Annotated in this window: 12 protein-coding genes and 1 pseudogene; 4 read left to right on the top strand and 9 right to left on the bottom strand. The window is 55.6% G+C overall.

Annotated elements, in window-relative coordinates:
- Positions 1–49: 49 nt before the first annotated feature.
- Positions 50–844: an HTD2 family dehydratase gene (locus PEL8287_RS11670; protein ID WP_085892561.1), complete on the bottom strand. Its 795-nt coding sequence runs from the start codon at positions 842–844 to the stop codon at positions 50–52.
- 43 nt (positions 845–887) lie between these two features.
- On the opposite strand from PEL8287_RS11670, the gene PEL8287_RS11665 reads away from it, so the two are divergent.
- The gene (locus tag PEL8287_RS11665) at positions 888–1,292 is read left to right on the top strand and encodes a VOC family protein (RefSeq protein WP_085892560.1); all 405 of its coding nucleotides are present in this window, start codon (positions 888–890) and stop codon (positions 1,290–1,292) included.
- Positions 1,293–1,313: 21 nt separating this feature from the next.
- On the opposite strand, the gene PEL8287_RS11660 is transcribed toward PEL8287_RS11665, so the two are convergent.
- The 3 genes from PEL8287_RS11660 to PEL8287_RS11650 all read right to left on the bottom strand — a co-directional run bounded on the left by PEL8287_RS11660 (position 1,314) and on the right by PEL8287_RS11650 (position 5,473).
- On the bottom strand, positions 1,314–1,859 hold the full coding sequence (locus tag PEL8287_RS11660; RefSeq protein WP_085892559.1) for an NADPH-dependent FMN reductase: 546 nt from the start codon (positions 1,857–1,859) through the stop codon (positions 1,314–1,316).
- A 195-nt stretch (positions 1,860–2,054) separates the two neighbouring features.
- Complete coding sequence (locus PEL8287_RS11655; RefSeq protein WP_085892558.1) at positions 2,055–2,960, bottom strand: LysR family transcriptional regulator; 906 nt, start codon at positions 2,958–2,960, stop codon at positions 2,055–2,057.
- Between the two features lie 485 nt (positions 2,961–3,445).
- Positions 3,446–5,473 carry an NADPH-dependent 2,4-dienoyl-CoA reductase gene (locus PEL8287_RS11650; protein ID WP_085892658.1) on the bottom strand — a complete coding sequence of 676 codons (2,028 nt, stop codon included), beginning with the start codon at positions 5,471–5,473 and terminating at the stop codon, positions 3,446–3,448.
- A gap of 532 nt (positions 5,474–6,005) precedes the next feature.
- Here PEL8287_RS11650 and PEL8287_RS11645 point away from each other — a divergent pair.
- A pseudogene (locus PEL8287_RS11645) lies at positions 6,006–6,275 on the top strand (integrase core domain-containing protein); the annotation flags it as partial.
- Positions 6,276–6,341: 66 nt separating this feature from the next.
- On the opposite strand, the gene PEL8287_RS11640 reads toward PEL8287_RS11645, so the two are convergent.
- The 4 genes from PEL8287_RS11640 to PEL8287_RS11625 all read right to left on the bottom strand — a co-directional run bounded on the left by PEL8287_RS11640 (position 6,342) and on the right by PEL8287_RS11625 (position 10,660).
- Complete coding sequence (locus PEL8287_RS11640; protein WP_085892557.1) at positions 6,342–7,421, bottom strand: PLP-dependent cysteine synthase family protein; 1,080 nt, start codon at positions 7,419–7,421, stop codon at positions 6,342–6,344.
- Positions 7,422–7,556: 135 nt separating this feature from the next.
- Positions 7,557–8,426, bottom strand: coding sequence for a glutathione-dependent disulfide-bond oxidoreductase (gene yghU, locus PEL8287_RS11635; RefSeq protein WP_085892556.1), 870 nt, complete (start codon positions 8,424–8,426; stop codon positions 7,557–7,559).
- Positions 8,427–8,519: 93 nt separating this feature from the next.
- Positions 8,520–9,137 carry a hypothetical protein gene (locus tag PEL8287_RS11630; RefSeq protein WP_235862284.1) on the bottom strand — a complete coding sequence of 206 codons (618 nt, stop codon included), beginning with the start codon at positions 9,135–9,137 and terminating at the stop codon, positions 8,520–8,522.
- A 410-nt stretch (positions 9,138–9,547) separates the two neighbouring features.
- Positions 9,548–10,660: an S-(hydroxymethyl)glutathione dehydrogenase/class III alcohol dehydrogenase gene (locus tag PEL8287_RS11625; RefSeq protein WP_085892555.1), complete on the bottom strand. Its 1,113-nt coding sequence runs from the start codon at positions 10,658–10,660 to the stop codon at positions 9,548–9,550.
- 260 nt (positions 10,661–10,920) lie between these two features.
- Between PEL8287_RS11625 and PEL8287_RS11620 the strand changes: the two genes are divergently transcribed.
- Positions 10,921–11,190 (top strand): I78 family peptidase inhibitor, encoded by a 270-nt coding sequence (locus tag PEL8287_RS11620; protein WP_235862283.1) that lies wholly within the window; start codon positions 10,921–10,923, stop codon positions 11,188–11,190.
- A gap of 186 nt (positions 11,191–11,376) precedes the next feature.
- The gene (locus PEL8287_RS11615) at positions 11,377–11,721 is read left to right on the top strand and encodes a DUF2794 domain-containing protein (protein WP_085892554.1); all 345 of its coding nucleotides are present in this window, start codon (positions 11,377–11,379) and stop codon (positions 11,719–11,721) included.
- A gap of 4 nt (positions 11,722–11,725) precedes the next feature.
- On the opposite strand, the gene PEL8287_RS11610 is transcribed toward PEL8287_RS11615, so the two are convergent.
- Positions 11,726–12,574 (bottom strand): class I SAM-dependent methyltransferase, encoded by an 849-nt coding sequence (locus PEL8287_RS11610; RefSeq protein ID WP_085892553.1) that lies wholly within the window; start codon positions 12,572–12,574, stop codon positions 11,726–11,728.
- Positions 12,575–12,576: the final 2 nt, after the last annotated feature.

Below are 12,576 nucleotides of genomic sequence, written 5' to 3'. Positions count from 1 at the left end.
GCGCATCTGTCAGCCGAAAAAACGGCCAATGGCCTGCAAGCTGAACGGTTTACCCTACAGCATGAGCTTGCATACATTGCCGCCCATCTGGCCCGCGTACCCAGGCAGCGCCGTCAATCCAACACAGCTGCGCCTGTTCGAAATGCAGTAACGGAGCAGTTGCCCGGAATTCGAAACTTGTCAGCGAACCCAACTGCTTCTCGGCCAGCAGAATCAACAGTTGAGCCAGCAATGGCCCATGGACAACCAGCCCACCATAACCCTCAACTTTCTTGGCGTAATCAATGTCATAATGTATTCTGTGCCCGTTGAACGTTAGTGCAGAGTAACGAAAAAGCATTGTTGAATCAAAGCACTGGACCTGGCAAACCTTTTCGTCCTGACGGGCCACAGGTGGGTTTGGTTTCGGCACATCCCGATCGGGGTCCTGGCGGTAAACCAGATCCTGCCAATCAGTGATACACAGCTGCCCCTCTTGCCAGATTTCGTGGCGCAAGGTGACAAACCCCAACGGTCCGCTGCGCCCTTGTTTTCGCTCTGTCATCTCAACGAAAGACACTCGTTTAGCGCCTTGACCTGCAATAAGCGGAGCATGAAACTTCAAACGCCCACCAGCCCACATGCGCCTTGGCAGACCCATATCCGGTATGACGCCACCCACCTTTGGGTGGCCATCCCGGCCAAGATTTTCGGGCGGCTGCGGATCCCAAAAATAAAGCTGATGAAAGAAGGGCGGCAAAGACATCCCATTTTCAATTGCCACGTCATGGCCTAGAATGGCCTGCATTGCGCGGGCGCGGGCCGGGTCGATAACATCTGAAAGGGTTTGGATGGCCTCGCTCATGTTTGCAAGCTAAGATACCGGCAAAAAAGGAACAATCCAAAAAATGCCACCTGCGGTATCCACGCTAGATCATCTGGTCCTGACTGTCGGTGATCTGGACGTTACCATTGCGTTCTACCGCGATGTCCTGGGGATGGCCCCTGAACAATTCACGCCTGCCAAGGGCGCGCCACGCTGGGCCTTGAAATTCGGTTCACAGAAGATCAACCTGCACCGGGCTGGGGCTGAATTTGAACCCAAGGCGGCCAGGCCAGTGCCGGGTTCAGCCGATTTGTGCTTTTTAAGTGAAACGCCTATTGAAGAATGGCAAAAGCACTTCGAAACCATTCGCATTCCCATCGAACATGGCCCTGTTACCCGAACCGGGTCAACAGGGCCAATTCTATCAATCTATCTGCGTGATCCTGATCAAAACCTTTTGGAAATCTCGAACATGATTGCTGATTGATCTCATATTTTCGGGTGGAAACTAAGTTGGCACGACCTCGGCACGCAGGGCTTGCATCCGAGTTGTCAGCGTCTTTTTATAGAGCTCATTCTTCAGGTTCCCATTTTCGTCAAACTCATTGCTGGCTGCGGCCACCAATACCGAAGGTCCTGGCATCAAGCGTACCTGTAACTGTGTCAAACAGCTTAGCACCATGAATTGTGCCGTTTCGCCCCCGGTACGCCCGGCCGCCGCCGATACTACCACGGTTGGTTTACCGTTCAGAACAGCCCCCGGCACGCGGCTTACCCAGTCCAGCGCGTTTTTCAGGACGCCAGGAATGCCTTTGTTGTATTCAGGTGACGAAATCAAAACCGCATCCGCCGCACTTATCTGATCAGCCAGCGCTTGTACTTGCGCGGGAATGCCTTTGGACTCTTCCAAATCGCCGTCATAAAGCGGCATGTTCAGGTCGGCTACAAGCACCTCGGCATCACCAAAAGCCCTGGCAGCCTCATGCATCAGCATTCTGTTGAAGGAACCTTTGCGCAAGGAACCCGAGATCGCCAGCAAGGTTGGCTTTGTCATTTGAATTTTCCTTCGTATTGACCTTTTTGTTAACGACAATCTGAGGGTCCATCACGGTCAAGGCAATATGCAGCGTTGCACAGTTCTTGTGCGACGCAGTTTTGTACCAGGTATTTTTTCCACGGCGCACAAAATCAAAAACCCCGAGCGCAGTAAACGTCCGGGGTTAAGATACCTGAAGATGAGTGGAAAATGTTACCAGTCGGTCGGGCCTTTATCAGCAAATGCATGTACCAAAAAATCAATGAAAGCGCGCACTTTGGGTTGTGTAAACCTTCCGGGCGGATAGACCGCATAAATACCTTGGGTTTCTACGGGTAATTCCGGAATGGCATCTTCAACCAAACCTTCTTCCAGAGATTTAGAGTAAAGGAAACTTGGCAGATACGCGATGCCAAGGCCGGAAATGGCGGCGTTCAAAAGCGACTGCCCATCGTTGACCGAAAGCCCACCTGCTGTTCGGACCTGGCGCTTCTCCCCAGAAGGTGCTGTTAGTTTCCATACAGATCCGTTTGACTGGCTGGAATAATGTAAAAGCTTGTGATCATTGAGATCGTCTATCTTGGTTGGCCGGCCATATTTTGCGAAATAGGCTGGGCTGGCGATCATACGTTTTGTGGTCTCAGTCAATTTACGCGCGCGTAGGGTGCTGTCTTCCAACTCACCAATACGAATAGCCATGTCGAAACCTTCGGAAATCAATTCGACATAGCGGTTATTCAATACCATATTGACGGTAATATCCGGGAATTCATCAAGAAATTGGCCTAAAACCGGGCTGAGGTGATTGACCCCAAAATCGGTTGCAACTGAAATGCGCAACAGACCCGACGGGTCAGATTGCATCGAACTTACAAGGGCGTCAGCCTCTCCCGCATCGTTCAAAACGCGCAAGGCACGGTCATAATAAGCCAAACCTATTTCAGTAGGGCTGACGCGACGTGTGGTCCGGTTCAACAGGCGGGCCCCCAAACGCGCCTCAAGAGACGAGACGTGTTTTGAGACGGCGGACTTTGAAATCCCCATCTTCCGGGCGGCGTCTGTGAAACCTCCTTGATCCACAACCGTGGCGAAGGCCTCCATTTCGGTAAGGCGATCCATTAATTGATACCTCTGTCCTTTAGTTCACACCGGCAGTTATTGTTGCTAAATCGGGCACAACTGGGGCGCGCGCCAGACAATATCTTGGTTTTGTTTGGAACGGCTCGGAGCAAAATCCCGTCGAAACCCCGAAATGTGAAAAACTGGAAACCCATGGGTATCGAGTTAAGCTCACTGGATAAACCAATAGTATAACGAGAGAAGTCACCTTGGACCCAAGATTGGTGACGCCATTTGTTGTCGGATTTTTACGGTAACGAATATGGCAAGTGTTGGCGAAACGCTGACACCGCAAGGGTCGGCCGTTTGTTTTGTCTACATACAGGAGGGTGCGAATGTGACATCGCCAGTGAAAGTGGTATCGCGGGATATCAACCATATTCCGCACAACCCGCCGGTTGGGTCAGAAACAATCACCGTTTGCGTCAATTAAGATCCGGCAGAATCGACCAGGCGTCTGGCTCTGCTTGCAGCGATCTTTTCTGTCATAATGCCGCAGCCAGCCGGGTGCCTTGGTTAATGGCGCGTTTGGCATCCAGTTCCGCAGCCACATCCGCACCTCCAATTACGTGCGGTGACATCCCCTTGGACTCAAGCGCATCCGCCAAAGACCGGTCGCTGATCTGTCCGGCGCATAACACAATTGTATCGGCCTGAATGCAGGTCGGGTTTTCGCGTGCTTCGCCGTGGCTTATATGCAGGCCTTCTGCGTCGATGTATTCGTAGTTGACGCCACTGAGCATCTGCACATTCTTCATCTTCAATGCTGCGCGGTGAATCCAACCGGTGGTCTTTCCCAGCCGCTTTCCCGGTCGTTCCGCTTTGCGCTGCAAGAGCGTTACAGTCCTTGCAGGTGCATCTGGTTGCGGGCCGTCTGGCGCCAGGCCACCACGATCATCGGACGGATCCCCAATTCCCCACTCTTCTTTCCAGGCGGCAAGGTTTTCGGTTGGGCTTGTGCCTGACTGCACCAGATACTCGGCAACGTCGAATCCAATACCCCCGGCCCCAATAATGGCGACGCGATCACCAACAGGGACCTTATTGCGAAGAACATCTATATAGGACACAACATTCGGCCCATCCTGACCGGGAATGCCAGGGTCGCGCGGCACTACCCCCGTGGCGATGATAATCTCATCAAAACCGGTCAGATCGCCAGTTGTCACATTCCGTCCCAGTTTAAAGGTGATCTCAAGGTCGGCAGTCATGGTCCGAAACCATTCGACCAGCCCGTTAAACTCTTCCTTTCCGGGGATGACACGTGCCATATTCAACTGCCCTCCGATTTCTTCAGCCCTGTCGAACAGGGTAACGTCGTGGCCCCGACTGGCAGCTGTCATCGCGGCAGACAGGCCTGCAGGCCCTGCCCCAACAATTGCAACAGATTTCGGCCTGTCGGTTGGTATTATGGTAAGTTCAGTTTCATAACACGCCCTTGGATTGACCAGACAGGTGCTAATCTTACCACTGAACGTATGGTCCAAACAGGCCTGGTTACAGGCTATACATGGCGCAATAGTATCAGGGTGGCCATCCTTGGCCTTTCTCACAAAATCCGGATCAGCCAGAAACGGGCGCGCCATTGAAACCATGTCCGCAGCCCCTGATGCCAGCACCTCCTCCGCGACACCCGGCGTATTTATGCGATTCGAGGTGATGACAGGAATGCCTACATTCCCCATCAGTTTTTTTGTCACCCACGCGAAGGCGGCGCGGGGGACGGAAGTGGCGATGGTGGGGATGCGGGCCTCGTGCCAGCCGATGCCGGTGTTTATGATTGATGCTCCCGCCTTTTCGATTTCCTGCGCCAGTTGGATCACCTCGTCAAAGGTGCTGCCATCGGGCACGAGATCAATCATGGAAAGGCGATAGATGATAATGAAATCTGCGCCCAACGCTTTGCGCGTGCGTTTGACGATTTCAATGGGCAGGCGCATCCGGTTTTCATAACTACCGCCCCAGCGATCCGTCCGCCTGTTGGTGTGGGTCACAAGGAACTGGTTGATGAAATATCCTTCAGAGCCCATGATCTCGACCCCGTCATATCCGGCTTTGCGGGCATGGACAGCAGCGGTCACGATGTCGGAAATCTGTTTCTCGATCCCCTCTTCGTCCAACTCTTTTGGTGGGAAAGGCGAGATGGGGGATTTGATTGGCGAGGCTGACACACATTCCGGCCCGTAGGCGTAGCGCCCGGCATGCAGGATCTGCATCGCAATAAGACCATCTGCGTCGTGCACACGGTCGGTTACTAATTTGTGGTTGGCAATGTCCTCATCTGTAAAAAGTCCCGCAGCTCCAGGAAAGACGCCGCCTTCGCGGTTTGGTGCCATGCCGCCGGTAACCATCAGGCCAACTCCGCCCCGCGCCCGCGCCGCATAGAATTCGGCAACGCGATTCCAGTCCTTGGTTTCCTCCAGCCCGGTATGCATCGAGCCCATCAGAACGCGGTTTTTCAGTGTTACATGCCCGAGATCGAGAGGGGCAAGAAGATGGGGGTATGTTGTCATGACGGGTCTCCGGTTTTCCGCGGCCAGCATGGCGTGAAGCAGGGGTGATGTCACCCCGGACGCTGCGTTAAACATTGTGCGAAAACCAACCGGTGTTTTTGCCAGCCAGAACTGCCCGACTAATTCCAGAGCAACGAACCATCGAACAAAAGGTTTGTAAGTGGATTTTGTACAAAATCCGAGAGCAACTCGGGAGGCCGAGTACAAACCGTACAGAACCTTTGCCGTGTGGCCGGGATTTTGGGACTGCTAAAGGAATGTGCCCGTCCAGGTTTACTGTTTGGCAGAGGAAAGCTTTTCCCCTGCAACAAACAGTGTCGCTGCACCAGTAAATGACAACAATGGGTTTCCAGTTCCAAGGTCCGTCTTCGTCGGGAGGGTTTCGAAGGTCGTGAAGTGTAGATATGTACGGACTCCCGGGACACTTCCTATAAATTCCCCGATTTGGGGTGGTGGAAGTTTTCATGATGAACGGAGAACGTGAAATTCAGCGTAAACGAAGATTGCTGCAACATGCCGAGAAGATCGGCAATGTCAATTCCAAGCCAACTTCCATTGGCTCGTTGAAGACAAGGGCATTCGACGCGCCTACATCAAACGTGGAACGCCACAACTCAACGGGAAAGCTTAACGCTCTCACCGATCCGATCAGAAGGAATTCTTTCAGCTCCTCAGTTACAAGGGTGACGTCGATCTGGAAGCGAAGCTGGACGAATGGGAGCAGTTCTACAACTTCGCCAGACCGCATGGCGCGCACAACGGTCAGACACCCAACGAAGCTCTCAGAGATAAGCTACATTAACGCCACAAGTGTCCCGTAGGTTCGCTAAATTACAATTTCTTCGCTTCTTCAGTTTCCTGTTCCCGGTTATCCCATCTGGTAACCCGGTGTAGAGTTGGATATTGCGCGCTCTTCGTCGTCCATATCTTCGGGGATGCCTTCAAACAGTGGCGTGGTAAGGTACCTTTCACCGGTGTCGGGCAACATACATAGGATGACCGAGCCAGGGGCGGCGTTCGCAGCGATCTGCAGAGATACAGCAAATGTTGAGCCACCCGAGATACCGGTGAATATTCCCTCTTTGGCAGCCAGCGCACGGGCTGCGACGATGCCGTCAGGTCCGGCGATAGGGATCAGTTCGTCATAGTAGTTCTTGTCGATCGCCTCTTGCAGGACCAGCGGGATGAAATCGGGGGTCCAGCCCTGAATTGGGTGCGGTTCAAAATCCGGGTGGCTGACGGCGGGGGCGCCATCGGCGCTGCGTTCCTGCGAGTGGCCGCCGCCGACGATCTGGGCATTGGCAGGCTCGGACAGGATGATTTTGGTATCGGGGCGTTTGTCACGTAGCACGCGGGCGATGCCGGTGACGGTGCCGCCGGTGCCATAGCCGGTCACCAGATAATCCAGTTTCTGCCCGTCAAAATCGGCCAGAATTTCCTGCGCGGTGGTGGCCGCGTGAATGTCAGCATTGTCGGCGGTTTCGAACTGATGCGCCAGGAACCAGCCATTGGCTTTGGCCAGTTCTTCGGCTTTTTTATACATGCCAAGGCCCTTTTCGGCGCGCGGTGTCAACACCACTTTGGCCCCCAGCATGCGCATCAGGCGGCGTCGCTCGACCGAAAAGCTATCAGCCATGGTCACCACTAGTGGATAACCCTTTTGCGCGCAGACCATAGCAAGGCCGATGCCGGTATTGCCGCTGGTGGCCTCTACCACTGTCTGGCCGGGTTTTAGGCGGCCGTCACGTTCAGCTGCTTCAATAATGTTAACGGCAAGGCGGTCTTTAACCGAAGCAGCAGGATTGAACGCCTCGGCCTTGACGTAGATCGTGACGTGATCGGGGCCAAGGTTATTGACCCGGATCACCGGCGTATCGCCGATTGTATCGAGAATGCTGTCAAAGAGGCGTCCGCGCCCCTTGGTTGTCCGTATTCCTGAATCGACCATGTTCCTGTGCCCCCCGTTGACGGTTCCTGATGTATGCAGTCAACTTAACACGGGATGGTCAGCTTCTGTAAAGCTTTCCGGTGCCATCAAGCGGTTGGGGTTGCACACCTCTGCTATCCGGCAACCCGGAACGTGTCAGGCGTCTTCGCAGATCTTATCCTGCGTCTGGGTCTCGAAATCGCTGGCGTTATGGCGTTCATGCAGTTGCAGTTCTGGTTTGCCAAAGGTGCGGTTAACCATGCGGCCACGCTGAACGGCAGGGCGGTCGCCGATCTTTTCGGCCCATTTCACTACATTGGTATAGCTTTTTACGTCCAGAAATTCACCCGCGTTGTATTGGCGCCCCAAAACCAGATTGCCGTACCACGGCCAGATCGCCATATCAGCGATAGAATAGTCGTCGCCCGCAATGTAGGGCCGTGTCGCCAGTTCCCGGTCAAGCACATCAAGCTGACGTTTGACCTCCATCGCATAGCGGTTGATCGGGTATTCCCATTTCTCGGGCGCATAGGCGTAGAAATGGCCAAATCCACCACCCAGATACGGCGCGCTGCCCATCTGCCAGAACAGCCAGTTGAGGGTTTCAGTGCGCGCCGGGCCACTGGTGGGCAGGAAGGCACCGAATTTTTCCGCCAAATGCATCAGGATCGATCCGGATTCAAACACACGCAGGGGGGTGTCACCTGTATGATCCACGAGTGCCGGAATTTTCGAATTGGGGTTAATTTCGACAAAGCCACTGCCAAACTGATCGCCGTCACCGATGCGGATAAGCCAGGCGTCATATTCGGCGGCATGGCCAGCGGCCAGCAGCTCTTCGAACATGACGGTTACCTTGACCCCATTGGGCGTGCCCATGGAATAAAGCTGGAACGGGTGCTGACCGACTGGCAGCTCCTTGTCGTGCGTGGCGCCCGCGATGGGGCGATTGATGCTGGCGAATGAACCGCCGGATTCAGCTTCCCATCTCCAGACGTCGGGCGGGGTGTAGGTAGTGTCGCTCATTTGCGGGCTTCCTTCGGATTGTGTCGGGAAAGAAATAGTCAACGACCGGTCGAATGCAACGTGCGGGCTTGCACAGATAGCTGTGCGGGAAGATCAGTTAGCCAGAGCCAGATCTTCGGGCAGCGGCTCGGTCGAGGGATCTGATGCATCGACAAAGCGCTGACCCTGTCGGCGGGCGCGTTTCATGGCAAAGACCTTTTCGCGGGGTACCCAGGTGTATTTTTCGTCCTTGTTTGTGGGGGCCCAGTATAGCGTGCCGCCATAACGCCAGGGATCAAGCACCATGCCCTGAAACATATCATCGCCCTTGCTGCTGACGATGACAGTGGAATGATCGATCAGTAGGCGGGTATGGCCATTGGCGATAGCGCGGTGCAGGTCGAGAGTTTTGAAATTCTCCTGCGCGAGGCGGGTTTCCATGTCTTGAGCCCAATGCCAACACAAACCGCGCGGGCGTGCGCCGGAATTGACCTTGATGTTATGCAGCAGTGGCGGGTCGGTGACACCGTATTGGCTGCGCAACTGCTTGGGATAGTTGACAGCAATATCAGCGGCGCGCGTGGCTTCGGCGGGATCAATCTCAGGTGAAAGGGCACGGATGCTGGCGGCAAGCCTGGAAACTTCGTCGGGGGCCTGTTCCGGGGGCGTCGAACAACCAGCCAAAAGCGCAAGAACCGACAGGAGACAGGCAATTTTTCTAAGGATCGTCACTGGATGGGCGTGCCTTCAAAACCAATTTCCATAGGGGTAACGCGCGATTATGCAGTTGTCGAGGTCAGGCACGCGCGTTCGGCGCCAATGCCGATCACAAATGCGTAAATCAGGCAAAACCCGGCCAGCATCGTGATTGGTGTCAGCACCAATCACGATGCTGGAAACAGGAGGCAATCTTTGCTGAAACAAGGCACTTTGCCACGCCTGTGGGTGGTGTACGGTCCGCGCGCCCAAGGCTGTCTATGATGTCAATGCCGGCTTCGCTTATACGCTCCCGGATTGAGGCCTGCGACGATCAGATCGGCGCAGGCCTCCAGCTTCTGTGATTTTCCAATTACCCGCCCGCCCGGCCATGTCGGTCGATGTCGAGCGTTCGGCAGTGGTCTCGTCGGCTGCAGCCGGACGCCTCAGTACAGGACGACGGATCGGATTGATTCGCCTTTGTGCATCAGTTCAAAGCCCTTGTTGATGTCCTCCAGCGGCATGGTGTGGGTGATCATCGGGTCGATCTCGATCTTGCCGTTCATGTACCAGTCGACGATTTTGGGCACGTCGGTGCGGCCGCGCGCGCCGCCGAACGCCGTGCCACGCCAACTGCGCCCGGTCACCAGCTGGAACGGCCGGGTCGAGATTTCGGCCCCCGCCGGCGCCACGCCGATGATGATCGATTCACCCCAGCCCTTGTGCGCCGCCTCCAATGCGGTGCGCATCACGCCGACATTGCCCGTGGCGTCAAACGTATAATCCGCGCCGCCACCCGTCAGCTCGACCAGATGCGCCACCAGATCACCCTCCACCTCGGACGGGTTCACAAAATCGGTCATGCCGAAACGCGTCGCCATCTCGACCTTGCCAGGGTTCAGGTCAACGCCGACAATCTGATCCGCCCCCGACAGGCGCAGCCCCTGAATCACGTTCAGGCCAATGCCGCCCAGGCCAAACACGATGCTGCGGTTGCCGATCTCGGCCTTGGCGGTGTTGATCACCGCCCCGATGCCGGTGGTCACGCCGCAGCCGATGTAGCAGATCTTGTCAAATGGCGCGTCCTTGCGGACCTTGGCCAGCGCAATTTCCGGCAGCACCGTATAGTTCGAGAACGTCGAGCAGCCCATGTAATGCAGGATCGGCGTGCCATCCAGCATCGAGAACCGGCTGGTCCCGTCGGGCATCAGCCCGGCCCCCTGCGTGGTGCGGATCTTCTGGCACAGGTTGGTCTTGGGATTGAGGCAATAGTCGCATTCGCGGCACTCGGGCGTGTAAAGCGGGATCACATGGTCGCCCACCTCAAGACTGGTCACACCGGCGCCCACCTCAACCACAACTCCGGCCCCCTCATGGCCCAGTATCGACGGAAAGGCGCCCTCGGGATCGGCCCCCGACAGGGTGAAATCATCCGTATGACACAGACCCGTCGCCTTGATCTCAACAAGAACCTCACCCGCCTTCGGACCCTCAAGGTTCACTTCCATGATCTCCATCGGCGACCCTGACTCAACCGCAACCGCTGCTCTCGTCCGCATCAGATGTTCCTTTCACTTCAATTGATTTGTTTCGACTGTGCGCGAAACCCCAAGTTTTTTCAACAAATGCCTAACAGCATCTTGCGGCGACGCAAGTTTTTCTGATCTTGTGGCGGAAACAAAAGCGGATGTGTCGGATGCGGTCACGAAAGCATTTTGCTTTCGATCCTGCGCAAAGGGCGGGGGTTTGGGTTTTGACTTCGTTTAATAGAGTTAGGAGACGCTGCTCGGCTTTCGCATCGCCGACCGGGAAATCTGCGATGGGTCTTGTTATGGTCTTCACCGCCCTGACGGCCTGCGCGCCCGGCGCCAATGATGGCTTTGATATCACATCGCCAGAATCGCCCTGTGGCGCAAAGAGGCTGCAACATCTGATTGGCGTCCGGCCGGATGATTTTGTATTTGAGACGCTTGGCGTGCCGTTCAGAATTTTGCCACCCGGGTCGGCGATGACAATGGACCACAACCCGAAGCGGCTGAACGTATCTGTGGACGATGCCAATCGGATATCGCGGCTTTGGTGCGGCTGAAAGGGCGGGATGCCTGAAGAAACCATTTTGCCCGCCAAGGTGCCAAATATTCGGTCGCGTTTGCGGTTACGGCGCCAACACCGGCCTGAGGCTGTCAGGGTTTAAAGACGCATGCGATCGGGCCAACGATTGACCTGGGTCGCGAATTTTCTTGATTTGCGGCCACGAGCGCGCAAATCTGGTTGCATGAGCTTTGAATCTCCCACCCCGTTTCCGGGGCCACAAGTCACCCAGCAGGTGGCTTTTCACCGAAGCGAGTTATCAATCATCATGTCGCTTTACGGCCGTATGGTCGCCGCCGGAGAATGGCGTGACTACGGAATTTCCTGTCTGCGCGACGCCGCGATCTTTTCGGTCTTTCGGCGCACGGCAGAGAACCCGCTTTACCGGATTGAAAAACGCCCAAAACTGCGCGGCAAACAGGGCCAGTATTCGATAATCGGAATTGACGGGCAGGTTCTGAAACGCGGCGCTGATCTGAAAGCCGTACTGAGGGTGCTGGAGCGAAAACTTATTCGTGCCGTGAAATAGCCAGTTAACCCCGGACAGCTGTACACAAGTTCAGCGCCGCGGGCACACGCATACCTGCGGGCGTTTCGTATTTTTTCATTGCCTTGGCGACACCGTCCTCGATGGCGTGCGCATCGTCGGAACTGCCCTCAAAATACTGCAAGGCCCGTGCGGCGATACCAACCCGGGTGGAAATTGCCGCCGCTCCTGCCACCCCATCGGGGGGAGTCAACAAAACGTTCACTTCGGACACGGAAACATCCTTTAATCCGGCCGATGTCAGAATGTCGCTGACATAATTGCGCTCGGCAAAGGCCATGGGGCCGGGCGCGCGGGGCTCGGGTTTGGGCAGGGGACCCAACTGGTCAAAGGCCACCTGACGGGGCACATCGAACCATGGATTTTTCTGCAGGTCTGCCCAACTCAGGAATACCAGCCTCCCGCCCGGTTTGAGAGCGCGGGCAATATTGGCAAAGGCAGCCACCGGATCTTCAAAGAACATCACGCCAAAACGGGACATTGCGCAATCAACGCTGGCCGGGGCGAAATCATAGATTTGCGCATCACATTCCAGGGCACGGACATTTTCGCACCCTGCCTTTGCAATCCGGTCTCGGGCGCGGCTTAGTAACAGGGACGAGATATCGGCGCCCATGACCGCACCCTTTGGCCCGACCGCCTGTGCAATCGACAAAAGGCTGGCGCCGGTGCCACAACCGATATCAAGAACGTGTTCGCCGGGGCGCAGACAAGCCTGTTCCAAAAGGCCCGTTAGAACCGGGGCCAGGGTGGCATCCAGTGTTTCCTGGTGGTCAACCCATTTTTGCTGGGCCGACCAGTACTCGGCCTGATCCTGATTGGCGCGGTCAGTCATGA

Source organism: Roseovarius litorisediminis, assembly GCF_900172295.1.
Taxonomy (GTDB): Bacteria; Pseudomonadota; Alphaproteobacteria; order Rhodobacterales; family Rhodobacteraceae; genus Roseovarius; species Roseovarius litorisediminis.
The sequence above is the reverse complement of the archived record's forward strand: the minus strand, read 5'-3'. Positions and strand labels throughout refer to the sequence as shown.